A 25,964-nucleotide genomic window follows, 5' to 3' on the forward strand; every position below is an offset into this window, starting at 1 on the left:
CGCCGTCACAGGTGACGGCCCGAGATGCGGGCCACCGCCCGCATCTTGTTCATCGCGTCGAGCGCGGCGACCTTGTAGGACTCCGCCAGGGTCGGGTAGTTGAAGACGGTGTCGACCAGGTAGTTGACCGTTCCGCCGCAGCCCATCACGGCCTGCCCGATGTGGACCAGCTCGGTGGCCCCGGTGCCGAAGACGTGGATGCCGAGCAGCCGGCCGTCCTCCGGGCTCACCAGGAGCTTGAGCATGCCGTAGGAGTCGCCCAGGATCGCGCCGCGGGCCAGCTCGCGGTAGCGGGCGATGCCCACCTCGAAGGGCACCGCGCGCTCGGTGAGCTCGTCCTCGGTGCTGCCGACGTAGGAGATCTCCGGGATCGTGTAGATGCCGATCGGCATCAGCTCGGCCCGCATCCCCGTGGCCGGCTCGCCGCACGCCGCGTAGGCGGCCAGCCGCCCCTGCTCCATGGACGTCGCCGCCAGGGCCGGGAAACCGATCACGTCACCGACGGCGTAGATGTGGTCCACCTCGGTGCGGAAGTCCGGGCCGACCAGGATCCGGCCGCGGTTGTCCGCGGAGAGCCCGGCGTTCTGCAACTGGAGGACCTCGGTGAGCCCCTGCCGCCCGGCGGAGTACATGACGGTGTCGGCGGGGATCTTCTTGCCGCTCTCCAGCGTCGTGAGGGTGCCGCCGTTGTGGCGCTCGACGGAGACCACGGACTCGCGGAACCGGAAGGTCACCGCGAGGTCGCGCAGCTGGTACTTGAGCGCCTCGATGATCTCCAGGTCACAGAAGTCCAGCATCCGGTCGCGCCGTTCGACGACGGTGACCTTTGTGCCCAGTGCCGCGAACATCGAGGCGTACTCGATGCCGATCACTCCGGCGCCGACCACGACCATCGAGCCGGGGATCCGGTCGATGTCGAGGATCTGGTCGCTGTCGACGACCGTGCGGCCGTCGAAGTCCACCGAGTCGGGCCGGGCCGGCCGGGTGCCGGTGGCAATGATGATCTTGTTGGCGCGGACCTGTCGTTCCTCGACCCCGCCAGGCCCGCGGACGCTCACGGTGTTCGGGTCGAGGAAGGTCGCGAGCCCGGAGAGGACCTGGACCCGGTTGCGGGTGAGCTGGCTGCGGATCACGTCGATCTCGCGGCCGATCACGTGCTGCGTCCGTGCGGAGAGGTCCGCGACCGTGATCTCGTCCTTGAGTCGGTAGCTCTGGCCGTAGACCTCTCGCTGGGCCAGGCCCGTCAGGTACATGACGGCCTCGCGCAGCGTCTTGGACGGGATGGTCCCCGTGTTGATGCAGACCCCGCCGATCATGTCCCGCTTGTCGACGACCGCGACGCTGCGCCCGAGTTTGGCCGCGGCGATGGYAGCCTTCTGCCCGCCGGGCCCGGAACCGATGACAAGGACATCGACCTCGTGCACGTCGTTTCCCCCTGTCATTTATCGTGTCGCGCCGAGGCTATCCGCCCAGGAGGCCCGGAACCTCCGGCGGTCGGTGTTGTTACGCCGTTTTCTCGCCCAGGTCCCCAGAACGTCACACCAGTCGCGCCATGTCATGGCTTGCGTTCCCATCGTCACACGCCGACGTGGGGGGACGGCGTGGTCCACCCGTGCTCACCCGGCCCGTGCCGGCCCGTGGTCACCCGGGCCCCGTGCCGGCCCGTGGTCGCCCACCGGCCGGAGGAAACCCAGAAATCCGTGGTGCGGCCCGTAACGAAAGCCGAGCCGCCTCGTTGGACAGGGCATCGGGGGTCGCGGGGGTCGTGGAGGCTGGCTGGGGGGTCTTCCACGGCTCTCGCGACGGGGTATGCCGACCTGCCGTGGGGATGGCGTGCTCCCGGCCAGTGGCCGGGGGAACAGGCGTCGGCATCGGGACCCGGCTCCCGCACGTTCGTGGAGCCGGGTCCGTTCCCTGTCCCACCGCTACGGGCCCACCCGGGCCCGTCCCCCCCGTTCCGCCTGATCGAGCGCACCGACGGGCCGAGTCGCGCCCGAGGGTGCCGGCGGCGAAAGCCGAGCACCCGTGGGAGGCGCACCCGCGGGCGACCGCCCACGGGTGCGGCTACCGGTCCGTCCTACGGGTGCGTCATCGACAGGACGTCGAGCGCGCTGTCCAGCTCGGCCTCGGTGAGCTTGCCGGCCTGGACGTACCCGCGCTCGATCACGACCTCGCGGATCGTCTTCTCCTCGGCCAGCGACTGCTTGGCGACCTTGGCCGCCTCCTCGTAGCCGATGTACTTGTTGAGCGGCGTCACGACCGACGGCGAGGACTCCGCGTAGCGGCGGCAGCGCTCGACGTCCGCGACGATGCCGTCGATGCAGCGGTCGGCGAACAGACGGCTGATCGTCGACAGGATGTGGATCGACTCGAGCAGGTTGCGGGCGATGACCGGCAGCATCACGTTGAGCTCGAAGTTGCCGGCCGAGCCACCGAACGCCACCGCCGCGTCGTTGCCGACCACCTGGGCCACCACCTGGCAGACCGCCTCGGGGATGACCGGGTTCACCTTGCCGGGCATGATCGACGACCCGGGCTGCAGGTCCGGCAGCCTGATCTCGCCCAGCCCGGCCCGCGGGCCCGAGGACGCCCACCGCAGGTCGTTCGAGATCTTGTAGAGCGACACCGCTATCACCCGCAGCACGCCGGACGCCTCGACGAGGCCGTCCCGCGAGGCCTGGGCCTCGAAGTGGTTGCGGGCTTCGGTGAGCGGGAGCCCGGTGCTCGCCGCCAGCTCCTCGATGACCGCCGCCGAGAACCCCGGCGGCGTGTTGATGCCGGTGCCGACCGCGGTGCCGCCCAGCGGCAGCTCGCCGATCCGGGGCAGCGCGCCGTTGAGCCGCTCGACACCCAGCCGGACGGCCGCCGCGTACCCGCCGAACTCCTGGCCGAGGGTCACCGGCGTGGCGTCCATGAGGTGGGTGCGCCCCGACTTGACCACCTCGGCGAACTCGGTCGCCTTCCGCTCCAGTGAGACGGCGAGGTGATCGAGCGCGGGGATCAGCTCGTGCACGATCCCCTGGGTCGCCGCCACGTGGATCGAGGACGGGAACACGTCGTTCGACGACTGCGAGGCGTTCACGTGGTCGTTCGGGTGAACGGCCCGGCCGAGCCGCTCCGAGGCGAGCGACGCCAGCACCTCGTTGGTGTTCATGTTGGACGACGTGCCGCTGCCGGTCTGGAAGACGTCGAGCGGGAACTGGGTGTCCCAGTCGCCCCGGGCCACCTCGCCGGCGGCCTCGGCGATCGCCGCGGCGATGTCACCGTCGAGAACGCCGAGCTTGGCGTTCACGGTCGCGGCCGCGGCCTTGATCCGCGCGAGCGCCGCGATGTGGGCGCGCGAGATGCGCTGGCCGGAGACGGGGAAGTTCTCGACCGCCCGCTGCGTCTGCGCTCGCCACTTCGCCGCGGCCGGCACCCGCACGTCACCCATGCTGTCGTGCTCGATGCGGTATTCCTGCTCGCTCATGACTCGTGCTCGCTCATGCGCCGATCTCCCGAGATGTCCGTCGACCTTGATCTGGCTTGCCGCCGATCCGGCTTGCCGCGGAACCGCCCGCGGCGCTGGCGATGACAGGCCACTGCCGACCCTAGGACATCAGGTGCATCCGTCGCCTCGGCCGGCATCCCCGGCGGGCGCTCGTCACATCGCCCGAGACGGGCCGGCGCGGGCGGCATGCCGGGCGGCCGGCACCCGTCACCGGGCCACCACAGACGAACGTCCGGTGCCGCACCAGGCTGGCGCGGCACCGGACGGAGAGAAACACGATGGGTGGACCGGGCTACGAGCGAAGCCGGTGACCAGCACGGGCGTCGACGATCATCCGACCGGGTGGCGCAGCCGCCCGATGGGACACGGTCCTCACACCACGCGCGGTGACCCAGGCGTGAGGGGGCCGCCGGCAGCACGACCGACCGGAATTTCCGGCGCTGGCTGGGACGGCCCGTTGGTGCCGGCGCCGACGACGCCTCCGGCCGCGGCCGCCCGAATGCGGCGATGCGGCTTGGACGGCGGCGCCGACGCCGGATGAATGTCGGCGGAGTGGATATCGCTGGAGTGACGTACCGCTGGAGTGCTGTGCCGCCTGGTGCCGTCGGCGCGCTCAGGATGAGCGAGCGTCAGGCGCCCGCGGCCCGCTCCCGGGCACGCATGTCGCGACGCAGCTCCGGCGGGAGCGCGAACAGCAGGTGCTCGTCCGCCGAGGTGACTTCCTCGACGTCGTTGAACCCGCGGTCCGCCAGCCACGCCATGACCCCGGTGACGAGTTCCTCGGGGACGGACGCCCCGCTCGTCACACCAACCGTCTCGACACCGTCGAGCCAGCCCTCATCCACCTCGGCGCAGTCGTCCACGAGGAACGACTTGGGTGCACCGGCGTCGAGGGCGACCTCGACGAGCCGGACCGAGTTGGAGGAGTTCGGTGAGCCGACCACGATGAGCAGGTCGACCTTCTCGGCGATCTCCTTGACGGCCACCTGGCGGTTCTGGGTGGCGTAGCAGATGTCGTCGCTCGGCGGCCCCTGCAGATGCGGGAACCGCTCGCGAAGCGCCTTGACCGTTGTCTGCGTCTCGTCGACCGAGAGCGTCGTCTGCGAGAGGAACGCGACCCGCTTCGGGTCCCGGACCTTCACAGCGGCGGCGTCCTCAGGACCGTCGACCAGATGGATACGGTCCGGCGCCTGGCCGGTGGTGCCTACTACCTCCTCGTGGCCCTCATGACCGATGAGGAGGATGTCCAGATCCTCCTTGGCGAACCGGCGAGCCTCGGAGTGGACCTTGGTAACGAGGGGGCACGTCGCGTCAATGGTGCGAAGCTGACGCGAGGAAGCCTCCTCGTGGACCGTCGGTGCCACGCCGTGCGCCGAGAACACCACCGTGGCGCCGTGAGGCACCTCGTCGGTCTCTTCGACAAAGATCGCGCCCTTCGCTTCCAGCGTCTTGACGACGTGAGCGTTGTGCACGATCTGCTTGCGTACATACACCGGCGACCCGTACAGATCGAGTGCCTTCTCGACGGTTTGGACCGCGCGATCGACACCCGCGCAGTAGCCGCGCGGCTTGGCCAACAAGACCCGCCCCATGTCGCAGCAGTCTACGCGGGAGCAGCGAGGCTGGAAGAGCGGCGAGCGGAGCATCACCGGATGGGCAGCATCGTCCGGCCCGCCGGTGACCTTCCCCCGTGGGGGAGGTCGTACGGTTCGACAGGTGCCCCTGACCTCGACCCCGGATGAGCCGCTCCCGGTGCGGACGATCTCCCGGGCGTTGGGTGACTGGATCTCCCGGCTCGGTCGCGTATGGGTGGAAGGTCAGGTCACCGAGATCTCCCGCCGGCCGGGCATGAACACGGTCTTCCTCACCCTGCGCGACCCCGTCGCGGACGTCTCCCTGCGGGTCACCTGCCCCCGGGCGGTGTGCGACGCGGTCGGTCCCGGGCTCGTCGACGGGGCCCGGGTGGTGGTCTGGGGCAAGCCCAGCTTCCACCCCGGCCGGGGCACGTTGGCCCTTGCTGTAGTGGAGATTCGCCCTCTGGGGGCCGGTGCGCTGCTGGCCCGGCTGGAGCGGCTGAAGGCCACGCTCGCCGCCGAGGGACTCTTCGCGGCGAGCCGCAAACGGCGGCTCCCGTTCCTCCCGACGGCGGTCGGCCTCATCACCGGGCGTGCATCCGCCGCCGAGCGCGACGTGATCGAGAACGCCCGCCGCCGGTGGCCCGCGGTACGCATCGAACTACGGGAAGTGGCGGTCCAGGGTCCCCTCGCGGTGAGCCAGATCCTCGACGCGCTGTCCGATCTGGACGCCGACCGCGCCGTCGAGGTGATCGTCATCGCCCGCGGCGGGGGCTCCCTGGAAGATCTCCTACCGTTCTCGGACGAGGCCCTGCTGCGCGCCGTTGTCGCCGCCCGGACACCTGTCGTGTCGGCAATCGGACACGAGCAGGACACCCCCCTGCTCGACTTTGTGGCCGACGTCCGAGCCTCCACGCCGACCGACGCCGCCAAGCGTGTGGTCCCCGACGTCTCCGAGCAGTCAGCGCTGGTGGAGGCCCTGCGCAGCCGGGCCCGCAGGGTCCTCGCGCACCGCCTCGACCTCGAACGACGCCGGCTGGCGGACCTGCGGGCCCGTCCCGTCCTGGCAGCCCCGCTGCGCGAGATCGACCGGCGCGAGCAGACCGTCGGGGCGCTGCGCTCGCGCTCGCTGCGCTGCCTCACCCACGCGGTGGACGTCGCCGAGCGCGACCTCGTCCACGCGGCGGCACGCATGCGGGCGCTGTCCCCGGCGGCCACGCTGGAACGCGGCTACGCCCTGATCCAGAACGCGGACGGCGCGGTGATCCGCTCACCGGCCGAGATCGAGGCCGGCGACCCGCTGACCGTCCGGGTCGCGGGCGGTACCTTCGCCGCCAGGGCGGAGTGACCACCACGCGGCGCTCGAACGGTTCTCTCGAGTGTTCTCGTCTCTCGGTGTTCTCAGCGTTTTCGGTGCTCTCGAGCCCGGGCGCGGGCTCACGGCCGTCGAGCGGGACAGCCGTCGAACGGGACAGGAGAAGGCACATGACCGATCTTGACCGTCAGCGGAGCCCCACCACCGGACCCGGTTCGGATGGTGTTCCGGAGACCACGCCAGGGACTACGGCGGGTACTGCGCCAGGACCGACCTCCGGGGTCGCCACGGGTGTCACCCCGGGGACCACTCCYGGTCTCACCTTCGAGGCGGCTCGCGCGGAGCTGGAGGACGTCGTCCGCAGGTTGGAGGCCGGGGGATGCGCTCTGGAGGAGTCCCTCGCGCTCTGGGAACGCGGCGAGGAGCTCGCCGCCGTCTGCCAGCGCCTCCTCGACGGCGCCCGGGCCCGCCTCACCCCCGCCCCGACCGCCGAACCTTCCTGAGTCCCACCGGCCGAACCTCCTGGCATCGCGCCGCGCTGCTCCTCCTCGCTGGTCGTTCTCGACCTGCCGGTGGTCTTCCCGGAACCCCCGTCAGCCCGGGGCCGGGTCTCCCGTTCCCGGGCGCGGAGGACACAGAGCCATCCAGATCGTCGATCTTCCACCTGCCCCGGGATCCCGGACTCCGGGACCCGGGGCGCCTGAGCCTGCCAGGCCACGAACCGGGGACTCCCAGCCCGCACCTCCAACCCCAAAACCCCAAAACCCCAAACCATCACGAATCATTCGCGGCCTGAAGATCGAGCCGCCACACATCTTCGGGGCCCGGGCCCCGAAGCCCGGTTGGGAGCTGGGTGGGGCGGAGGGCGGGAGCGGCTTCGGGGTGGGCTGGGTAGCGGGACTCTGGTGGGGGGTGCGTCGGTGGTGGGGGTTGAGCACGTTCAGGGGGGCCAGGTGTGCGGTGGGTGGCACACATTCGGTGGGGCCGGGCGGGACGCCAGGGCTTCGGGGGGCCGTAGGGTCGGGTTCCGCGGTTCCGCGGTTCAGAGGTTCTGCGGTTCCGCGGGTGTCCAGCGGGTGTTCGTCAGGTGATGGCCGCCGGATCCGAACGCCGTCGGGCCCGGACGTCCAGTGCGGACATGGAGTCACGGACGTCCCCTGTGGGCGTCCCATGCGGACGTCGAGTACGGACGTCGTCGGATCAGGGCGGCGTCGGATCGGAAGATGAGGGCGTGGCGCGTCAACGCGGTCAGGAAACAGTCCGGGACATGGTGCTCTCCCTCGCCGTGGTGCTGGCGGGAGTGGCGGTGTTCTACGTCTTCGTGATGCCGCACGGGGGTGAGGATCCCGAGGTGAAGGTCGTGGACACGGAGTCCACGCTGGTGCCGTACGCGCGCCAGGCGCCCTACCCGGCCTCGGCGCCCCAGGACCTGCCCGACTTCTTCAAGCCGACGTCGATCCGGATGAAGCTGCCCTCCGGTGGGACCAGCGACGGAGACACCACTCAGATCACGATCGGGTACGTCATCGACCGGCCGGACGACCGGACCTACACCCGGTTCATCCAGAGCAACGCCCCGGACGCGGTCCAGGCGATTCTCGGTGACCGACCCACCACCGGGGCCGTGAGCGTCGCCGGTGAGGAGTGGGACGAGCGACGCGACAGCGACGGGCATCTGGCGATCACGCGCGTGGCCGACGGTGTGACGACGATTGTCGACGACGGTGGCGGCCCCGGGGCAGCCGACCGGGCCGACCTCGAGACGCTCGCCGCCGCCGTCCGGCCGCTCGACACCGGAGCGTCAGCCGCGGTCGCCAGCCCCGCCGCCTGATCAGCAGCAGGACCAGGGCGGCACCAGCAGGACCCGAACGGGGATTGGCGGCGTTTGCGACGCCAGGCGAGCCGCTGCGGGCCCCGCCGATGTCGCGATCGCGAGCCGGCTCGGGGTGGGCTCCCGGCGCGGCCGTCCCGCGGGCGGGATGCACTGGCCTGGAACGGCTCCGGGCGCTGGGACGGCTCGGGTACAGAAACGACTTCGGGTGGCCGTCACGCCCCCTCCGCGTGACGGCCACCCGTATCGACCTGTATGACGCGGTTCCTCCGGGGAAGGTTGCGCGCCCGTCCAAAGAATTTTCCGGGCTTCCGCCCGGTCGTCGGCGACGCGGCCTCCGCAGCCAGCCGCCGGCCTCATCACGGACCGGAAACAGGCTGGTCGCAGGGCTGGTCGTGGCGGTAGCGGCCCGGTCGCGGGCTGGTACTTCGGCGGCTACCGGCGGCGCGTGACGCCGTGTCGAACTACGCTCCTCCCGTGGCTGCCGAGACCCCTTCCGTGCCCGAGTCGTCCGTGCCCGAGTCCCTCGCCGTCCAGGGCCAGGCGCCCGACAGGAACCTCGCTCTCGAGCTGGTCCGGGTGACCGAGGCCGCTGCGCTCGCCGCCGCCCGCTGGGTCGGGCGTGGTGACAAGAACGGTGCTGACCAGGCGGCCGTGGACGCGATGCGCCGGCTCGTCGGGACGGTGTCGATGCGGGGCGTCGTCGTGATCGGCGAGGGGGAGAAGGACGAGGCCCCCATGCTGTTCAACGGCGAGGAGGTCGGCTCCGGCGAGGGCCCCGAGTGCGACGTCGCGGTCGACCCGGTGGACGGGACGACGCTGACGTCCAAGGGGATGAACAACGCGGTGTCGGTGATGGCGGTCAGCGAGCGTGGCTCGATGTACGACGCCAGCGCCTGTTTCTACATGGAGAAGCTGGTCACCGGGCCGGAAGCGGCGAGCGTCGTCGACATCGACGCCTCGGTGGAGGACAACGTCCGCGCGGTGGCGAAGGCCAAGGGCATTCTGCCGCGGGATGTCACGGTCGTGGTGCTGGACCGCCCTCGGCACGCCGAGCTGGTGGAGAACATCCGCAAGGCCGGGGCGCGCGTCAAGCTGATCTCCGATGGTGACGTCGCCGGCGCGGTCATGGCGGCCTCGGCGGACACCGGGGTGGACATGCTGCTCGGCATCGGCGGAACACCCGAGGGGATCATCGCCGCGTGTGCGGTGACCTGCATCGGTGGTGTCATCCAGGGCCGGCTCTGGCCGCAGGACCGCGCCGAGCGGGCGAGGGTCCTGGAGGCCGGGCACGACCCGGACCGGGTCCTGCACACCCGGGACCTGGTGAACAGCGAGGACATCTTCTTCGTCGCCACCGGCATCACGGACGGCGAACTGCTCGCCGGGGTGCGGTACCGGCCGGGCGGTGCCAACACGTCGTCGCTGGTCATGCGCTCGCGTTCGGGCACGATCCGGCGGGTCGACAGCCAGCACCAGCTGACCAAGCTCCAGGCCTACTCGACCGTCCCGTTCTGAGTCCGGCCGATGCCCACTCTCGTCCGAGGAGTCAGGACCCGGCGGCGGCTGACGGCTCCGATCGGCCGGGCGGTGGCGCGGCTGGACCGGCCCGGCCCGCATGGCAGCGCGGCCGAGATCCGGACGCTTCCGCAGGCGCTGTGGCGGTTTGTCGCCCACCCGCGCCCGCCGGTGCTCCTCGGGTGTGTGGGCGCGGTCGGCGTGGTGCGGGCCGTGCGTGGTCCGCTGCGGCGCCGGGACGTCGTCACGGCCGCGGCCTGCCTCGCCGCGCAGCCGTTCGTCGAGTGGGCGGTGCACCGCGGCCTGCTGCACGCCCGGCCGGGCGGCCGGCTCGGGTCGGTCGGCTACCAGCTCGCCGGCTACGGGCACGAGCAGCATCACCGTGATCCGACGAACCTGGACACGATGTTCCTGCGGCCCCGGGAGGTGACGGCAGGCGGGGCGCTCGCCGTCGGCCTCGCGGCGCTGGGCCCGCCGGCTGTCGGCACCGCGGCGGTGTGCGCCGGGCTGGGCGCACTGGCCTACGACTGGACGCATTTCCTCGTGCACACGGCCGTCCGCCCGTCGAACCGGTTCTACCGGCGGGTCTGGCGCGGGCACCGGCTGCACCACTATCGCAACGAGCGGTACTGGCTGGGTGTGACGAGCCCGGTCGCGGACATGGTGCTGGGCACCTCGCCCGCCCGTGACGACGTGCCTGTCTCGCCGACGGCCCGCGGTGCCGCCCGGCGCGCCGCCCCCGGCCTGCCCACCGGCGCCTGACCGGCTCCTCGTGAGCCGGCACCGTGACCGGGCCGGCATCATCCCTCTCGGCCGTGACCGGGCCGCTCCGCGCCAGCCCGGCGGCGGCTTCGCGGAACCGCCCGGCTACGACCTGCGTCCAGCGGTGGTGTGATGCACCTCATAGTGTGCGGTGTCGTGGCCGGCTGACCGGTGCCTCCGCGCGCGAGCCTGCCCGGCGAGGCTGATCAGCAGGCCGCCCAGCGCGTCCGCCTGCGCGTCCAGCGTGTGGTGGGCGACGACGCTCGCCCGCGCGCGGGCGCCGAGCAGCTCGGCCAGCGTCTGGTCGTCGAGCACCCGGGCGAGCTTCGCGCTGAGGTCGGCCATGTCGTCCTGGCGGGCGATCAGGCCGGTCGCTCCGTCGGTCACGATCTCCGGGATGCCCGCGGTCGGGAACGCCACCACCGGCCGCCCGCACGCCTGCGCCTCCAGCACGTTCAGCGGCAGCCCCTCCAGACTCGACGCGAGGACCAGGACATCGGTGGCGCGCAGCAGGTCGCCGATGTCCGAGCGCGGCCCCAGGAACAGCACCCGGTCACCGAGCAGTTCGGCGCCGAGCCGGCGCAGCGACTCCCCGGACGCCGGGTCGAGGCTGGGCGCGCCCGCGACCGCCAGCCGCGTGGACTTCAGGTGGTCCGGCAGCGCGGCCACCGCACGGATCACCTTGTCGACGCCTTTGCGGGGGTCCAGGCGGGACATCGCGAGGACCAGCGGCGCTGCCGGGTCCGTCGACAGGCTGGCCCGCACGGCCGGGTCCGCCGGGCCGGGGCGCAGCGCGTCGGTGTCGACCCCGTTGCGGATCACCACCGCGCGTCGGGCGGCCCACCCCGGCAGCGACGCCGCGACCGCGCCGCTCACCGCCACGGACCGCGCGGCCCCCCGGACGGCCAGCCCGTGCAGCTGGCCGACCAGGTCCGGCTCGTTCTCCTCGTGCAGCAGCAGCAACGCGGGCCGCCGGCACAGCGCCGAGGCCCCGACGGCCTCCAGATGCGACCAGCGGCTGTTCGCCTGCAGGACGTCGACGCCGAACCGCCGGGCGAGCCGGGCCGTCCGGGCCGCCATGACCGCCGTCCGGCCGGATTCGCGCAGTACCAGCGCGGGGCTCGGGCGGCCGTCCGGGCGGCGCAACCTCCGGTCCACCGGCACTGGCAGGACGGCGTGGTGCCGCCCGGACGCCCGCCAGGCCGCGCCCGTCGCGCTGTCCTCCGGGGCGGCGAGAATCTGCTCGATCCCGCGTCGCTCCAGCAGCGGGGCGAGCCTCAGCAGGAAGCGCTGGGCGCCCCACAGCCCCTCACCCTGCTCGACGATGAGGACCCGTGCGGCCGGCTGTTCCTCCACGCCACGGCAGGTTACGGAAAGTTGGCCATCGTGTCGCTACAGTGACCGAGATGGGTGACTGACTCCCGGCGCGAACCTGGCCATCCGGGCGCGTCTCCCGCCGCGGCCGGCCGCCTCGGGGCGGCGGTCGACGGCGGCCGGCGCGGTTCCGGCGGGCCGGGATTGCCCGGGGGCCTCGGCGGCTGGCCCGCCGGCGCGCTCGCGGCGCGCCGGCAGGCGGACCACAGGCGCCACGGCGACCACCCGGCCGAGCAGCAGCGCGAGCGCGGCCCCCTCGGCACCCCAGGCCGCCAGCATGATCGGGAGCGCGGCCACCAGAACGGCCAGCCCAGTCACCGTGGCCCCGCGCCGGATCACCGGCCGCGCGGCCGCCCGCACCCCGCTGGACGGCTGGGCGCCGGTCGGGCGGGCGCCGGTTGGCAGGGCGTCGATCGCGAGGGCGGCCAGGAGCAGGCGGAGCCCGGCTGTTCCCTGATCGGCGTATTCGTCGCCGAGCACGGCCAGCGGCAGCGGCGCGGCGACCAGCGCGACGGCCACGCACGGCAGCGTCGCGGCCCCACGGCCGCCGGCGAACCCGCCGACGGCCAGGATGGCGAGCACGGCCAGGGCGAAGGCGGCGCTCCCCGGGCCGACCTGGTGATCGAGGACGACCAGGGCCAGTCCGGCCGCCGCCGCCGCCGACCAGAGCACCCGCGTCGCAGGCTCCGGCGCGGCCGGCTCGGCCGCGAGTGACGCGAGCGATCGCCGCGCCGCCTCATCCACCTGCGTCCTGCCGAACGGGGTCCTGCCGAACGGGGTCCTGCTGGGCGGAGCTGTGGGCAGTGCCGAGAACGGTGACCGCGGGGTCGGCGCCTGCGGCGACCTCGTCGGTGGTAGCGAGGGGCGCCGTGACCTGGGCGGTCGCTGGGGGCCCTGCGCCCACCGCTGCGCGCTGGGCCGGACCACTGATCCTCGCTCCGACGGTGACCCGACAGCGGGGAGCGAGTCGGGAGTGGGTGGCGAGCCGCGGGTCGGGAGCGATCCCGGAGCGGGTTGCGATCCGCGGGCTGGGAGCGATCCGAGGCCCGGGCGTGATCCGGGAGCCGGCGGCTCCCACTCCGGCGCGGGGACGGCTCGCGCCGTCGTCGTCCGCCGGGGGGCGCCGAGCCGCCGGACGGGGCGCTGCCGCCCCGCCGGGGTGGCCACACGGGATGAGGCGAGGCCGGGGTTCGCGTCCGTCCGCCAGAGCAGCCATCCGCAGCGTGGACCGGCCGCCAGGGCGACCGGCGCCAGCCATGCGAGCAGGGCGACGTGCGCATGCCCCGCCCCGCCCCGCGCCGCGACGTCCGCAGCGAACACCAGCGCGCCCACCCGGACGGCGCCCAGCGCCACCCACGCCCCCGCGGCGACCAGCATCCCGGCCGCCGATGTGCGGCGGTTCGGTGAGTCCTGGGACGCGTTGAACCGCCACACATCGGGGCGTGCCGGCCAGAGGGCGACGCTGGCGGCCGCCAGCGGCAGGAGGATGAGGAAACCGGGGGTGGCGGCGAGGAAGGCCAGGCTTGGGATCAGCGATCCACCGGCCCAGGCCAGGGTGACCGCTCCGAGCGCGGCCAGGGCTCCGGCGCGCAGCCGGTGCCGCGCGCCGGGTCCGGGCGCGGCGGCGCGCGCGAGCGAGACGATGACCCGCAGACCCAGCACGACGGTGGCGTCCGCGGCGACGTCTACCGCCGGGACCCGGTGTGCCGCCCAGGCCCAGAAGGCGGCCGCGAGCAGCGCGGCCGTCACCGTGGTGACGGCCGCGGCTGCGGCGGTGGTCGTGCCGGTGGTCGTGCCGGTTGTGGCCGCGCCGGCGCTCGCGGGCCGGCCGCGCCCGCTCCGCCGTCCCGCGCCGCCGCGCGCGCCCGCCGACGAGGCCGTGGTCACAGCGGTGGGAGGGTGGGTTGGCCGGGCGCGGGGAGACGGGTCCCCTCGGCGATGTGCGGCGCGAACCGGGGGCGGTACGCGCCGGCCAGCCGCGCCGGCGCCCGGGCCGGGACCCGCGCCCCCAGCACCGACGGGACGAGCCTGATCCGCGGCCTGGCCGGGACCGTGCGCGGCAGCGTCCGGCCGATCCCGTCCAGCCAGGCGCGCACGCGGTGGTCGGCGAGACCGCCGTCCACGGTCAGCCTGGTAATGGCGAACGGGTCGTCACCCTGGTGGGACAGCGCCTGCCCGACGGCGCACGCGCCGCCGTATCCGGCCGCGATCACCAGCTGGCGCGCGGTCGGGTCCCAGCCTCCGCGGGGGTAGGCGAACGAGCGTGGCTCGTCGCCGGTGATCGCGGCCAGCCGCCGCCGACTCAGCGTGATCTCCGCGGTGACGTCGGAGCGCTGCAGACCGTCGAGCCGGCGCCCGCTGTGCCCGGCCGCGCCGATCTCGACGCCCATCTCGTGCAGGCGGCGCACGTCCCCCTCACTGAGCATGCCGGGTGTCCCGAGCCGGGAGGTGGTGACGAAGACGGTGGCGGCGAGGCCTCGTTCGGCCAGCTCGCGGGCCGCGACGAAGGTCTCCGCGTGATCGCCGTCGAAGGTGATGACGATCGCGTCGGGTGGCGCGTCGGCCGAGCGCAGCGCCGCGCAGTAGTCCACGACGGTCATGAAGTGGCGACGGGATCTCTGGATCATGCGACGGTGGCGCGCGAAGACGGCGGGCGTCACCGTCGATCTCCGCGGCGCGTGGCCCGTGGGATCGGCGGCAACGTCGTAGCGCAGGATCGGGACCGGCCGCGGCTGGTTGGCCGCGCCGTTGCGACCGCGTGCCYGGCCGGCCGCCGCCGAACGAGCCGTGGCTCCGGCTCCTTCGTTGTTTTCCTTGCACGTCGCGGTGGTGGCGGATTTCGGGGAAGACACTTTTCGCCCCTCCAGCGGTCCCCGGGCCGCCCGCTTTGCTCGGGTCGGCTCATATCGCGGAATGTAACCGGTTGGCGTCCAGCGGAATCTAGCATGAGTGATTGCTGCCTGTAGTAGCGCCATTACGGCCAGGCGATGTGTATCAAGAGGTGAGCTGAAATCGAACGGTTAACGGCGCGTCATCGGTGAGTGGCCGCGCTTCCGTTCGGCACCTGCGGGCGACGGTGTTCCTGCGTCCTGCTGAAGAAATTTAGATCATCTGTATTCGAGAATTCCGAATACTGCGTTACATGCGGGTGCCCGGACGGCGACCTCGATGTCGCTGTCCCGCGTCGCGCCGGGTGCCGCCGTCCAGCGGTGTCGCCGGCATGGCGGGCGGTGGTCACGGCAACCGCTGACCGGGCGGCGACCGCCAGGGCGATCACTGCCGGAACAGCGGATGTCAGGACCCCGCCGTAAGGGCGGTCGTCACCACACCCGACACGGCACCCGACACATGACGGCCGCCATGGCCGTCACGGCCGTCAAGCGCCGGGATCGACCATGCCCCGTCGACGTCCTCCGGATGGACGTCGCTACGGCGGTGGCGCACCCGAACGACCGGTGCGGCGACGCACCCGGGTGAACCGTGGGTAGTCGCATTCGCCGCAGTCGCTGTCTGGTCGGTAATGTCGGTGCGAATCCCGCGTGTGGCCGCACCGGCACGCCCGCCACCAGGGGCGCCGAGTGCGTCCCTGGTAATCCGGCGTGTTGGGCACGTCGTGACAGTACTGCACGGATCCGCCGGTCCGGATGTTGCGATGGTGACGTTCGGGTGCCCATCGGTGGGGGATCACCGCGCTGACCTCAGCAAAGCCCAGGCGTGCTAACCCGTGAACAATGCGGGTGAACGACGTGAATGGCGCCTTGGTGTGTCGGCCGGGCCCGGCCGACCCCCGTGAAGCGGTGATCGGTGTGATCCGCACGGTGGCGGGCGGGCCCTGGGTGCGGCACATTGCGGTGGCGGCGGGCGGCTGCCCTGGACGCCGGCACCACGCGGCCGCATCGTTCGCCGGGGGATCGCGGCCCGCGGCAGTGGGCCACGGAAAGGGCACCGTCGGGGCGAGGGGCCGTCGGAGAGTGGCGGCGGAGCGCGCGCTACTGGGGCGGGCTCTACTGGGGCCGGCGCCTGCGGGCCGCGGCCGACTGGGCGAGCGAGCGCTGGCGCTCGCGCCGCGCGACCTGCGCCCGGCGCCCGCGCACGGCCGCGATCAGCGTCACGAGGACGACCGCCGTGAGCAGCGCGGGAGCGTGCAGGATCATCTCGGAGCCGATGTCGATCGCCCGGTTGCGCAGCCCGGCGCTTCCGTCGCCGGCCGCGGGGTTCAGGAAGCCGACCACTACCGTGATCACGGCATACGCCAGCGGCGGCATGATCACGACACCGATCAGGTCGTCGACATGGACCCGCACCGCGGCCAGCACGCAGGCGGCCACAAACAGGACACCGAAGACGTAACTGAGATTGTCGAAGAGGAGCGAGTCGACCGCGGCGCCGATTCCGCCGACCACCACGGCGACCAGTCCCGCGCCGAGCGCGGTCAGGCCCCGGCGCGTCCCCGTGACGACGGTGGGGGGCGGCGGTGATCCGGACCGCGTGCGCGGGCCGGGCGGGTACGAATCATCCGGCACTCGGGTACGCCCGGACCTTCCCGGCGGTCCGGCGGGCTGCCGGTGAGGCGGCGTACTCACCCAGGCAACGTACCGTCCCAACTTTGCGGCTGCGTCAGGGCGATAGGTCAGAGAAGTGAGCACGTCTTGGTAGCTGCACTTTCGGCATTCCGTTATGCACGATGAGCTACCGATCGGTATGACCCGCCGCCATCGGACGGATCGGGCGGGACCGGCCGTCCGGCCGTCCGCGGACGTCGGCCCGACGGCCCGGCGACCCGGAAGTCCAGCGGAGAGCGGGGATCGTGCCTCGTCCCGGCCGATCCCAGGCCGTTGCGACGGCCGCCGCGCGCCGTCCGTCCCGGCCAGGCGGCGCGCGGCGGCGAATACTCTGCCCACGAATGATCCGATGGTGGCGCCGCGGCCATGCGGGCGGCGCGACCGTGCCGCGGTGGCATCGCGGTGGCGCCGCTGTGGCGTCGCGGGAGCGGCGGTGGCATTGCGACCGGGACCTCCGCGATCGGGGCCGGGCGCGATCACCCGTAGACTGCTCGGTCATGGGTCTGTCGATAGGCATCGTCGGGCTGCCCAACGTCGGCAAGTCCACGCTTTTCAATGCCCTGACCCGTAACGAGGTCCTGGCGGCGAACTATCCGTTCGCGACGATCGAGCCCAACGTGGGCGTCGTCGGCGTGCCGGATCCGCGTCTCGCGAAGCTCGGCGAGATGTTCTCCAGCGCGCGGGTCGTCCCCGCGATGGTGAGCTTCGTCGACATCGCCGGCCTGGTCAGAGGTGCGTCGGAGGGTCAGGGCCTGGGCAACCGCTTCCTTGCGAACATCCGCGAATCGGACGCGGTCTGCCAGGTCGTCCGGGTCTTCTCGGATCCGGACGTGGTCCACGTCGAGGGCAACGTCGATCCGGCCTCCGATATCGAGACCATCAACACCGAACTCGTGCTCGCCGACCTCCAGACCATCGGCGCGCGGCTGCCGAAGCTGGAGAAGGAAGCTCGCCTCGACCGGTCGAAGCAGCCCCTGCTCGCCGCGATGAAGGCGGCGCACGAGGTGCTCGACGCCGGGCGGCCGCTGTCCAGCGACCCGTCGATCGACCGCGCGGAGCTGCGTGAGCTGTTCCTGCTCACCGCCAAGCCCTTCCTCTACGTCTTCAACGTCGACGAGGACGTCCTCGCCGACACCGGTCGGCACAAGGAGCTCGCGGACCTCGTGGCCCCAGCCGACGCGGTGATCCTCTGCGCGAAGGTCGAGGCGGAGCTGATCGAACTGCCCGAGGCGGACGCGGCCGAGCTGCTGGCCTCCCTCGGCCAGGACGAGAGCGGGCTGGCGCAGCTCGCCCGGATCGGCTTCCACACCCTCGGCCTGCAGACGTACCTGACCGCGGGTCCCAAGGAGTCCCGGGCCTGGACCATCAGGGCCGGAGCCACCGCGCCCGAGGCGGCCGGGGTGATCCACAGCGACTTCCAGCGGGGCTTCATCAAGGCCGAGATCGTCTCCTACGACGACCTGATGGCGGCGGGCTCCATGGCCGCGGCGCGCGCCGCCGGCCGCGTCCGCATGGAGGGCAAGGACTACGTGATGGCCGACGGCGACATCGTCGACTTCCGTTTCAACGTCTGAAGCCGGCGCCCCGCCCTGGGTCAGGTTCCTCGTTCCAGCCTGACCGCGGGCCGCCGCGGGCTCTGGACGAGGCGGGCCGCCCGGGGGAGCACCGAGACGGCGGCCTCGGCCGGGCCGCGCCGGCCGGTCAGGCGCCAGAGCGTGGCGGCCGTGAGCGCGACGAGGACCTGGAGCGCATACGACCTGGTCGGGTCGGTGGGGAGCAGGTCGGAGGCCATCACCACCACGTGCAGCGAGTAAAAGGTGAGCGTCATCGCGCCGACCGCCGCGAGGGGCCGGGCAAGGGGGGCGCGGGCCACCAGCAACGCCAGGCCGAGCAGCGCCAGCGCGGTCCCGGTGGTGTGAGCCAGGTCGAACGGAGTCGTCGAGTGCGGCGTGTCGACGGCCAGCCACCAGGCGCTGTCGGTGGGGGTCGCGCCGTAGAGACCGGAGTCGATGAACCAGCCCTGCGGCAGGGAGCCCACGCCGGGAACCTCGGCCGGGTCCGCGAGCTCGGTGCGCCCGCCGAGCGGTTCCAGGAGCAGCCAGGAGGCGGCGCTCGCGGCGAGGGCCAGCGCCAGGCCACCGACCAGGAGCCGGGTCGCCACCTGGCGTGAGCGAAGGTCCGCATGGGCCACGGCCATCCCGGCGCAGAGATAGCCCAGCCAGGCGAGTGCGGGGTAGACGCCGGTGACCGTCAGCTTCGCCAGGAGGTGTCCGGGCTCGCCCAGAGCGGCGAACGTCGGCGACGACAGGTCCGAACCCGGCAGGTCGTCGCGGACGAACTGGCTGACGACGGGCTCCGCGACGATCGCCAGGACGGCGACCGCCACCAGGACCGGGACGGATGCCCGTAGCAGCGGTAGAGCCAGGACGAACAGCAGCGCGTAGTACACCAGGATCACGGCGATGCCCGAGTCGGCATAGGCGAGGCCCAGGCCGAGCGCCCCGATGCCGAGCGCGCGCAGGAACACCGAGAGCCGGGCCTGGCCCGCGCTCTGCCGCCGGGTGGACAGGACCAGCGCCACGCCCGCCAGCACCGCGAACGCGGCGGCGGCCCGCCCGGCGGCCAGGGTGAACACGGGCGAGATCGCCGGGTTGTCCGACTCGGTGTCGGTGAAGGCGGGAAAGACGTGGGTCGCCACCATGCCGAGCAGCGCCACGCCGCGAGCGATGTCGACACCGACGATCCGTCCGGACCGGGGTGGATTCTCACCGTCCATGTCTCCAGCGTCGCAGGCGGCGGCTCGTCGGGGTTGGACGGTCGGCCCGGTCGCCGTCCGATTCGCCACTGGCGGCCCCGTTTCCGCCGGGTGCGGTTAGGGTTCGCGGAGTGACGGGCAGCGGGTCGCTACCGACGGTGGACGCCGGGCCGGTGTTGCGCTGTGAGGGCCTCGTCCGGCGCTTCGGCGAGCGGACGGCGGTGGACGACGTCAGCTTCTCCATCGCCCCCGGTGRGACGTACGGCCTGCTCGGCCCCAACGGAGCGGGCAAGACGACGGCGATCTCGATCATCGCCGGGGTCCTCGCCGCCGACTCCGGGTCGACGTCTGCTCCGGCGGGATGAAGCGGCGGGTCAACATCGCCGTCGGACTCCTGCACGAACCGCGGCTGCTCATCCTCGACGAACCGACCGTGGGCGTGGATCCGCAGAGCCGGCATCAGATCCTCGCCAGCGTCGAGACGCTCGGCGGCGCCGGTCTCGCGGTGCTGTACACGACCCACTACATGGAGGAGGCCGAGCGGCTCTGCGACCGGCTGGGCATCATCGACGCCGGCCGGATCGTGGCCGAGGGCACCCGCCGCGAGCTGGTGGAACGCATCGGCGAACACGACCGGGTCGTCGTCACGGCGACCGGTCCGACGGCCGGGTTCGCGGCGGCGGCGGGCGAGCTTCCCGGCGTCCACGCGGCGCGGCCGGTCGACGGCGGTCTGGAGGTGCTCGCGGACTCCGCCTCGGCCCTGCTGGCGCCTCTGGTCACCACCGGTGAGCACCTCGGGGTGACCATCGCCGGCATCGAGGTCGTCGAGCCAGACCTGGAGGCCGTCTTCCTCCACCTGACCGGCCGGGCGCTGCGTGACTGAGCGGCGTCCGGAGCGTGCTCATCCGGTGCTCGTCATCGCCGGCGTCGACCTGCGGCGCCGCCTGCGGAACAGATCCGCGCTGATGATGGGCTTCGTCGGGCCGCTCGTGCTCGCGGGTGTCTTCGGCCTGCTGATCAGCGGGACGTCGTCGGTGACGTTCACGATCGGGGTGGTCGACCAGGACGGATCCGGCCTCACCCGCGATCTCGTCTTCGACGCGGCCCTCGTCCTGCCGGCGGGGTTCGGGGCGGCGGTCGGTGGCGGAGCCATCCGCGCTGGTCAGGCCGCGGGCGACGGCGCGGCCGGCGTCGCCGACGGTGACGGCCCGGTCACCGCCGCGATCGAGGATCGCGTCTCCACCGCTGCGGGCCTGCGTGAACGGGCCGTCGACACCGTGCGTAACGCCCGTGACCAGCTCCGCCGCGGGGACGTGGGCGCCGTCCTCGTGCTGCCGGCCGGCCTCGACGCAGCCGTGTTCGCCGCCGCGGATCCCTCCCGCGTGTCCGCGGGTGATCCCGGGGAGGTCGAGGTCCTCACCGATCTCGGCAGCGACGTGGGGATGACGGCCCGCACAACCCTGACCGGTATCGTCCAGGACACCGCGGCCACCTTCACGGCCACAGCCGTGTCCGCCCGGCTGACCGGTGCCCCGGTGGCCGAGATCGCCCGGGACCTGGCCCGGACGGCTCCGCCGGTGGCGGTCGCCTCCCGCGACGTCGGAGCCGGTGCCGGCGTCGAGCCGAACCGGTTCTCCGAGGTCGCGCCAAGAAACCTGATCCTTTTCGTCGTCGGCGCTGATCGTCGCGGTGGGGGCGCTCGCGTTCGGTGTCGACTGGGGTGATCCGCTCGCCGGCGGGCTGCTCCTGCTGGCCTTCGCCGGCGTGGGCTGTGGCGGGGGCCTGGCCGTGGGCGCGATCGGGCGCGACCCCGAGCGGACCTCGTCCATCACGCCGTTCGTCGGCATCGTGCTGGGCGCGATCGGGGGGTGCATGGTTCCCCTGGAATTCTTCCCACCGGCCATCGACGCGGTGGCGCATGTGACACCCCACTACTGGGCGGTGACCGGATGGGAAGATCTGATCATCGACGGTGGCGGACTCGCGGATGTCGGTGTCAATCTGGCGGTGCTTGCGGTGATGGCGGTCGCGCTGTCGGCGGCCGCGGCCGCGATCCTGCGCCATCAGCTCGCGCGGGGCTGACGAAACCGCGTCCGTACGGCGCGTGGGAGGGAAGGGCTCGGTAGTGATCTGTCATCTGGTGGGCCGGGACGCATGGGCGGTCGGTCCGGCGAACTACCACCCGCCGAGCCTCGACGCCGAGGGGTTCATCCACTTCTCGGCTCCCGAGCAGGTCCTGGAGACGGCGAGCCGCTACTACTCGGGGCGCTCCGACCTGCTGCTGCTCGTGGTCGACCCCGAGCGGCTCACCGCCCCGCTGCGCTGGGAGCCGGCCAGCGGCGAGGACGACCGCGGCGGGGCACTGTTCCCGCACCTCTACGGGATGATCGATCCGGAGGCCGTGCGGGCCGTCGTCCCGCTCCCGCCCACCGCGGAGGGCACCTTCGCGGTGATGCCGGGCCTGTGGTGACGGGTTCCGCCCCCGTCATGCTCCCAAGGCGACTCAGAAGGCGATGCCGGCGGACCTCAGGATGGCGGAGATCTTGCGCGCCAGCTCGACGTCCAGCTCGGTCACACCACCGGCGGAGTGGGTCCAGACCGTGAAGATCGTGGTCCCCGGGCCGCTTTCCACGACCGGGTGATGGTCCATCGCGTCGGCCTCGCGCATCACCTCGTCGACTATGGCCGTCGACTCGTCACCGTCGACAAGGATCTCGAGCCGGATCCGATCGGCGTCGCCGATCCAGCCGGGTAGTGCCTCCAACGCGGTGGATACGGCGCTGTTGTCCAGCCGTGTAGGCATCCGCGACTCCTTCACGTCCGTGAGCGGTGGTCCGGTCTGTGATCCGTGCCGGGCACGGGACCTGCCCGTCCTCGGCCCTTGCGCCGGATGCTGTCACCCGGAAGCGGAATCCGCCACCCTCCGCACACTCATCAGTTCCGTCGGCTACCACTCCGGGCCGTCGCACCGGACAGCGGGGTCGCCCGGCCCGGCCGTCCTCTGGTGGCGGAAAGGTGGCTGGTGGCGGAGGAACAGGTGGCGAAAGGGTGGCAGGTGGCGGAAGAACGGGTGGCGGAAGAACGGGTGGCGGAAAGGCGGCTGGTGGTGGGATCGGTGGAGGAGGGGCGGCTCGTCGTGGCCGTCGCGCTGATCGACGGTGCTCGGCGGGTGCTCGCCGCGCGGCGGGTGTCGCCGCCGTCCCTCGCGGGGATGTGGGAGTTCCCGGGAGGGAAGGTCGAGCCCGGGGAGGACGAGCTCGCGGCGCTGCGCCGCGAGTGCCGCGAGGAACTCGACGTGGAGATTGAGGTCGGGCGCCTGTTCGGGGAGATCGCGCTGCCCCGCCCGGGCTGGCGGATGCGGTTGTGGCTCGGGCGCGTGGCCGCGGGCGTGCCAGTCGCCGCCGAGCACGACGACCTGCGTTGGCTGGGTGTGCGCGAGCTCGACGACGTCCCGTGGCTGCCGGCGGACGCGCCGCTGGTCGACGCCCTGCGGGCCGAGCTCGGGGAACCGGGGGAGGGCCTGCCGGCGTCGTGACGGTCCGCAGTGCGCGGCCCGCGGCCGCGAGTCCGTACCATGGAGTTGGACCGCGGCGGAGCAGACGTCGTTCTCCCGGGCGGGTACCGCCCTCCGGGGGGGTGCTGCCGAAGATCGCGGTCCCTCATCCGACGAACCGTTTCGGGGTCCTAGGGTAGTGCCCTGAAGCCCCATGTTGCCCCGGAGCTCATCACCGTGCCCGTACGCGCCGATCTTCGTAATGTCGCGATCATTGCCCATGTCGACCATGGCAAAACGACTCTTGTTGACGCGATGCTCCGGCAGTCCGGCGCGTTCGGTGAGCGTGGTGAGGCCACCGACCGGGTGATGGACTCGATGGACCTCGAACGCGAGAAGGGGATCACCATTCTCGCGAAGAACACCGCCGTACGTTTCGGTGACGTCACCATTAACATCATCGATACTCCCGGCCACGCCGATTTCGGTGGCGAGGTGGAACGCGGTCTCGCGATGGTCGACGGCGTGCTGCTGCTCGTGGACGCCAGCGAGGGCCCGCTGCCGCAGACCCGGTTCGTGCTGCGCAAGGCGCTCGCCGCCCGGCTGCCCGTCGTCCTCGTCATCAACAAGGTCGACCGGTCGGACGCCCGCATCAGCGAGGTCGTGGACGAGGCCTACGAGCTCTTCCTCGACCTCGACGCGGACGAGGAGCAGATCGACTTCCCGATCGTCTACTGCAACGCCAAGGCGGGGCGGGCGTCCACGACCCGCCCGGAGAACGGCACGAGCCCTGACTCGCCTGACCTCAAGCCGCTGTTCGACCTGCTGCTGGAGGCCATCCCGGCGCCGTCCCACACCGAGGGCGCGCCGCTGCAGGCGCTGGTGACGAACCTGGATGCCTCGCCGTACCTCGGCCGGCTCGCGCTGTGCCGGGTGCACAACGGGACGATCACCCGGGGGCAGACCGTCGTGCTGTGCCGGGTGGACGGCAGCCAGCAGCGGGTGAAGATCACCGAGATGCTGATGACCGAGGCCCTGGAGCGGGTCCCGGCCGAGCAGGCCGGCCCCGGCGACATCATCGCCGTCGCGGGTATCCCCGACATCATGATCGGCGAGACCCTGGCCGACGCCGAGGACCCGCACGCACTCCCGGTGATCACGGTGGACGAGCCGTCGATCAGCATGACGATCGGCGTGAACACCTCGCCGCTGGCCGGCAGGTCCGGCAAGAAGCTGACCGCGCGCCTGCTGAAGAACCGGCTGGACGCCGAGCTCGTCGGCAACGTCTCCATCCGGGTGCTGCCGACCGAGCGGCCGGACACCTGGGAGGTCCAGGGTCGTGGCGAGCTGGCGCTGGCCATCCTGGTCGAGCTGATGCGCCGCGAGGAGTTCGAGCTGACGGTCGGCAAGCCCCAGGTGGTGACCAGGGAGATCGACGGGAAGGTGCACGAGCCCGTCGAGCGGCTGACCATCGACGCCCCGGAGGACTACCTCGGGGTGCTCACCCAGTTGCTGGCGCTGCGCAAGGGCCGCCTGGAGCAGATGGTGAACCATGGGACCGGCTGGATCCGGCTGGAGTACCTCGTCCCGGCCCGCGGGCTGATCGGGTTCCGGACGGAGTTCCTCACCGAGACTCGCGGCACCGGGCTGCTGCACCACGTCTTCGACCGGTACGAGCCCTGGTTCGGCGAGCTGCGCACCCGTGCGACCGGCTCGATGGTCGCGGACCGGTCGGGCGTCGCGACCGCCTACGCCCTGTTCAACCTGCAGGACCGCGGGACGATGTTCGTCGCGCCGACGACCGAGCTCTACGAGGGAATGATCGTCGGTGAGAACTCCCGGGCGGACGACATGGACGTCAACCCGACCAAGGAGAAGAAGCTCACCAACATGCGGTCCTCGACCGGCGACGAGCTGGTGCGGCTCACCCCGCACCGTCAGCTCTCGCTGGAGCAGGCGCTGGAGTTCTGCCGCGAGGACGAGTGCGTCGAGGTGACCCCGGCGACGGTGCGCCTGCGCAAGGTGGCGCTCGCCGCGTCGGAGCGGGAGAAGCTGCGCTCGCGTCGCCGCACCGGCTGACACCGACCCGCCCGGGAAGACCGGGAAGACCGGGAAGTTCAGGAAGTCCGGGAAGCGGGCCTGCTCTCAGGGAGTCGGCCCGCTTTCCGTGGTGGGCTCGGTGCGCGGGGGCCGGAGGCGCTGGTCCGGGGCCGCATAGGGTCGCGGGGTGACGCAATCCGCCGAAACGGTGCTGCCGCCGCGCCGCGTGCTTTTCGTGCATGCCCACCCGGATGACGAGGTCATCTCGACCGGCGTGACCATGGCCTCCTACGCGGCTCGGCCCGACACGCACGTGACTCTCGTCACCTGCACGCTCGGTGAGGTCGGTGAGGTTCTGGTTCCCGAGCTGATCAACCTCAGGTCGGATCTCGGTGACCAGCTCGGCGGGTACCGGATCGGTGAGCTCGACCGGTCCTGCGCCGAGCTCGGCGTCACCGACCACCGTTTCCTCGGCGGCGCCGGCCGGTGGCGGGACAGCGGCATGATCGACACTCCGGCCAACGACGACCCGCGCTGCCTGTGGCGCGCGGACCTCGACGAGGCGTCGGCGGCCCTGGTTCAGGTGGTGCGGGAGGTCCGTCCACAGGTTCTCGTCACCTACGACGAGAACGGCGCCTACGGCCACCCGGATCACATTCGGGCACATGACGTGTCCGTCCGGGCCTTCGCCGATGCCGCGAACCCCGACTTCGCGCCGGAAGCCGGCCCGCCGTGGCAGATCTCCAAGTTCTACGAGACGGCCACGCCCAAGTCGTTCGTCCAGGCTGGTATCGAGTATTTCCGGGAGTCCGGGGGCGAGAGCCCGTTCGGCCCCGCCGAGTCCGCGGACGACATTCCGCTGGCGGTTCCCGACGAGATGATCACCACCGAGATCCAGACCGACGAGTACCTGCCCGCGAAGGTGGCGGCGATGCGGGCACACCGCACCCAGATGGCGGTGGACGGCTTCTTCTTCGCGCTCGCCGACGGCATCGGCAAGCGGGCCTGGGCCGCCGAGCACTTCGTGCTGACCCGGGGTGAGCGCGGCCCGGGAACGGAACCCGGCGCCCGCGAAACCGACCTCTTCGCCGGCCTCCCCCTCTAGCTCTGGCCGCCCTGGCGCTTCGGGCCAGGGCGGCTCCGGCGCGCCGCTCGGGTCGACCGGGGCGGCTCGGCGACATCCAGGACTCACCCGGCCGCCACATCGCCGGCCGGCGCCGGCCGGCGATGTGGGTGGGTGGGGTGGGGTG

At 72.4% G+C, this 25,964-nt stretch carries 23 protein-coding genes; 14 read left to right on the forward strand and 9 right to left on the reverse strand.

Features of this window, described 5'->3' with window-relative positions; genetic code table 11:
* Positions 1–5: 5 nt before the first annotated feature.
* The 3 genes from sthA to BBK14_RS00680 all read right to left on the reverse strand — a co-directional run bounded on the left by sthA (position 6) and on the right by BBK14_RS00680 (position 5,082).
* A complete protein-coding gene (gene sthA / locus BBK14_RS00670) occupies positions 6–1,424 on the reverse strand; it encodes a Si-specific NAD(P)(+) transhydrogenase (RefSeq protein WP_071059276.1) in 1,419 nt (472 codons plus the stop codon).
* Positions 1,425–2,077: 653 nt separating this feature from the next.
* Positions 2,078–3,469 carry a class II fumarate hydratase gene (locus tag BBK14_RS00675; protein WP_071059278.1) on the reverse strand — a complete coding sequence of 464 codons (1,392 nt, stop codon included), beginning with the start codon at positions 3,467–3,469 and terminating at the stop codon, positions 2,078–2,080.
* Between the two features lie 650 nt (positions 3,470–4,119).
* Positions 4,120–5,082: a 4-hydroxy-3-methylbut-2-enyl diphosphate reductase gene (locus tag BBK14_RS00680; RefSeq protein ID WP_071059280.1), complete on the reverse strand. Its 963-nt coding sequence runs from the start codon at positions 5,080–5,082 to the stop codon at positions 4,120–4,122.
* Between the two features lie 124 nt (positions 5,083–5,206).
* On the opposite strand from BBK14_RS00680, the gene xseA reads away from it, so the two are divergent.
* From xseA to BBK14_RS00705, 5 genes are all read left to right on the forward strand, one after another.
* The gene (xseA, locus tag BBK14_RS00685) at positions 5,207–6,412 is read left to right on the forward strand and encodes an exodeoxyribonuclease VII large subunit (protein WP_020458495.1); all 1,206 of its coding nucleotides are present in this window, start codon (positions 5,207–5,209) and stop codon (positions 6,410–6,412) included.
* A gap of 137 nt (positions 6,413–6,549) precedes the next feature.
* Positions 6,550–6,882: an exodeoxyribonuclease VII small subunit gene (locus tag BBK14_RS00690; protein ID WP_071059282.1), complete on the forward strand. Its 333-nt coding sequence runs from the start codon at positions 6,550–6,552 to the stop codon at positions 6,880–6,882.
* Between the two features lie 728 nt (positions 6,883–7,610).
* On the forward strand, positions 7,611–8,210 hold the full coding sequence (locus BBK14_RS00695) for a DUF4245 domain-containing protein (protein ID WP_083390613.1): 600 nt from the start codon (positions 7,611–7,613) through the stop codon (positions 8,208–8,210).
* 498 nt (positions 8,211–8,708) lie between these two features.
* Positions 8,709–9,728 (forward strand): class II fructose-bisphosphatase, encoded by a 1,020-nt coding sequence (gene glpX, locus BBK14_RS00700; protein WP_241831014.1) that lies wholly within the window; start codon positions 8,709–8,711, stop codon positions 9,726–9,728.
* A 9-nt stretch (positions 9,729–9,737) separates the two neighbouring features.
* A complete protein-coding gene (locus BBK14_RS00705) occupies positions 9,738–10,490 on the forward strand; it encodes a sterol desaturase family protein (RefSeq protein ID WP_071059286.1) in 753 nt (250 codons plus the stop codon).
* Positions 10,491–10,595: 105 nt separating this feature from the next.
* Here the strand turns inward: BBK14_RS00705 and BBK14_RS00710 are convergent, their stop codons facing one another.
* The 4 genes from BBK14_RS00710 to BBK14_RS00725 all read right to left on the reverse strand — a co-directional run bounded on the left by BBK14_RS00710 (position 10,596) and on the right by BBK14_RS00725 (position 16,387).
* Entirely contained in the window at positions 10,596–11,846 is a 1,251-nt protein-coding gene (locus BBK14_RS00710) for a glycosyltransferase family 4 protein (protein WP_071059288.1), read from the reverse strand.
* 36 nt (positions 11,847–11,882) lie between these two features.
* Positions 11,883–13,751 (reverse strand): hypothetical protein, encoded by a 1,869-nt coding sequence (locus BBK14_RS00715; protein ID WP_071059289.1) that lies wholly within the window; start codon positions 13,749–13,751, stop codon positions 11,883–11,885.
* Complete coding sequence (locus tag BBK14_RS00720; protein WP_241831015.1) at positions 13,748–14,464, reverse strand: polysaccharide deacetylase family protein; 717 nt, start codon at positions 14,462–14,464, stop codon at positions 13,748–13,750. The genes BBK14_RS00715 and BBK14_RS00720 overlap by 4 nt, the downstream gene beginning before the upstream one ends.
* A 1,404-nt stretch (positions 14,465–15,868) precedes the next feature.
* Positions 15,869–16,387, reverse strand: coding sequence for a DUF6542 domain-containing protein (locus tag BBK14_RS00725; RefSeq protein WP_071059293.1), 519 nt, complete (start codon positions 16,385–16,387; stop codon positions 15,869–15,871).
* Positions 16,388–16,923: 536 nt separating this feature from the next.
* On the opposite strand from BBK14_RS00725, the gene ychF reads away from it, so the two are divergent.
* Complete coding sequence (gene ychF / locus BBK14_RS00730; RefSeq protein WP_071059294.1) at positions 16,924–18,000, forward strand: redox-regulated ATPase YchF; 1,077 nt, start codon at positions 16,924–16,926, stop codon at positions 17,998–18,000.
* Positions 18,001–18,020: 20 nt separating this feature from the next.
* On the opposite strand, the gene BBK14_RS00735 is transcribed toward ychF, so the two are convergent.
* Positions 18,021–19,202 (reverse strand): heparan-alpha-glucosaminide N-acetyltransferase domain-containing protein, encoded by a 1,182-nt coding sequence (locus tag BBK14_RS00735; RefSeq protein WP_071059296.1) that lies wholly within the window; start codon positions 19,200–19,202, stop codon positions 18,021–18,023.
* Positions 19,203–19,312: 110 nt separating this feature from the next.
* On the opposite strand from BBK14_RS00735, the gene BBK14_RS42610 reads away from it, so the two are divergent.
* The 5 genes from BBK14_RS42610 to BBK14_RS00755 are packed head-to-tail and all read left to right on the forward strand — an operon-like array spanning position 19,313 to position 21,651.
* Positions 19,313–19,546: an ATP-binding cassette domain-containing protein gene (locus BBK14_RS42610; RefSeq protein ID WP_241831016.1), complete on the forward strand. Its 234-nt coding sequence runs from the start codon at positions 19,313–19,315 to the stop codon at positions 19,544–19,546.
* Positions 19,543–20,064: an ATP-binding cassette domain-containing protein gene (locus BBK14_RS00740; RefSeq protein WP_241831017.1), complete on the forward strand. Its 522-nt coding sequence runs from the start codon at positions 19,543–19,545 to the stop codon at positions 20,062–20,064. Before BBK14_RS42610 ends, BBK14_RS00740 begins: the two co-directional genes overlap by 4 nt.
* A complete protein-coding gene (locus BBK14_RS00745) occupies positions 20,057–20,905 on the forward strand; it encodes an ABC transporter permease family protein (RefSeq protein ID WP_131802131.1) in 849 nt (282 codons plus the stop codon). Before BBK14_RS00740 ends, BBK14_RS00745 begins: the two co-directional genes overlap by 8 nt.
* Positions 20,871–21,263 carry an ABC transporter permease gene (locus BBK14_RS00750; RefSeq protein WP_071059300.1) on the forward strand — a complete coding sequence of 131 codons (393 nt, stop codon included), beginning with the start codon at positions 20,871–20,873 and terminating at the stop codon, positions 21,261–21,263. Before BBK14_RS00745 ends, BBK14_RS00750 begins: the two co-directional genes overlap by 35 nt.
* A gap of 43 nt (positions 21,264–21,306) precedes the next feature.
* Positions 21,307–21,651, forward strand: a complete 345-nt coding sequence (locus BBK14_RS00755; RefSeq protein ID WP_071059302.1) for a DUF952 domain-containing protein — start codon at positions 21,307–21,309, stop codon at positions 21,649–21,651.
* A 33-nt stretch (positions 21,652–21,684) separates the two neighbouring features.
* On the opposite strand, the gene BBK14_RS00760 is transcribed toward BBK14_RS00755, so the two are convergent.
* Positions 21,685–21,984, reverse strand: a complete 300-nt coding sequence (locus tag BBK14_RS00760) for a 4a-hydroxytetrahydrobiopterin dehydratase (protein ID WP_071059304.1) — start codon at positions 21,982–21,984, stop codon at positions 21,685–21,687.
* Positions 21,985–22,284: 300 nt separating this feature from the next.
* Here BBK14_RS00760 and BBK14_RS00765 point away from each other — a divergent pair, with 300 nt between their 5' ends.
* From BBK14_RS00765 to mshB, 3 genes are all read left to right on the forward strand, one after another.
* Positions 22,285–22,716, forward strand: a complete 432-nt coding sequence (locus tag BBK14_RS00765; protein ID WP_071059441.1) for a (deoxy)nucleoside triphosphate pyrophosphohydrolase — start codon at positions 22,285–22,287, stop codon at positions 22,714–22,716.
* A 195-nt stretch (positions 22,717–22,911) separates the two neighbouring features.
* Positions 22,912–24,753 (forward strand): translational GTPase TypA, encoded by a 1,842-nt coding sequence (gene typA, locus BBK14_RS00770; RefSeq protein ID WP_071059306.1) that lies wholly within the window; start codon positions 22,912–22,914, stop codon positions 24,751–24,753.
* Between the two features lie 148 nt (positions 24,754–24,901).
* On the forward strand, positions 24,902–25,819 hold the full coding sequence (gene mshB, locus BBK14_RS00775; RefSeq protein ID WP_071059308.1) for an N-acetyl-1-D-myo-inositol-2-amino-2-deoxy-alpha-D-glucopyranoside deacetylase: 918 nt from the start codon (positions 24,902–24,904) through the stop codon (positions 25,817–25,819).
* Positions 25,820–25,964: the final 145 nt, after the last annotated feature.

It is taken from the genome of Parafrankia soli, from assembly GCF_001854695.1.
In the GTDB taxonomy this organism is placed as follows: Bacteria; Actinomycetota; Actinomycetes; order Frankiales; family Frankiaceae; genus Parafrankia; species Parafrankia soli.

Excerpts from the sequence above, each read along its gene's own strand:
- BBK14_RS00675 (WP_071059278.1), bottom strand. The coding sequence starts at position 3,469 with ATGAGCGAGCAGGAATACCGCATCGAGCACGACAGCATGGGTGACGTG.
- BBK14_RS00740 (WP_241831017.1), top strand. The coding sequence starts at position 19,543 with ATGAAGCGGCGGGTCAACATCGCCGTCGGACTCCTGCACGAACCGCGG.
- BBK14_RS00760 (WP_071059304.1), bottom strand. The coding sequence starts at position 21,984 with ATGCCTACACGGCTGGACAACAGCGCCGTATCCACCGCGTTGGAGGCA.
- ychF (WP_071059294.1), top strand. The coding sequence starts at position 16,924 with ATGGGTCTGTCGATAGGCATCGTCGGGCTGCCCAACGTCGGCAAGTCC.
- BBK14_RS00705 (WP_071059286.1), top strand. The coding sequence starts at position 9,738 with ATGCCCACTCTCGTCCGAGGAGTCAGGACCCGGCGGCGGCTGACGGCT.
- BBK14_RS00720 (WP_241831015.1), bottom strand. The coding sequence starts at position 14,464 with ATGACCGTCGTGGACTACTGCGCGGCGCTGCGCTCGGCCGACGCGCCA.
- BBK14_RS00680 (WP_071059280.1), bottom strand. The coding sequence starts at position 5,082 with ATGGGGCGGGTCTTGTTGGCCAAGCCGCGCGGCTACTGCGCGGGTGTC.
- BBK14_RS00735 (WP_071059296.1), bottom strand. The coding sequence starts at position 19,202 with ATGGACGGTGAGAATCCACCCCGGTCCGGACGGATCGTCGGTGTCGAC.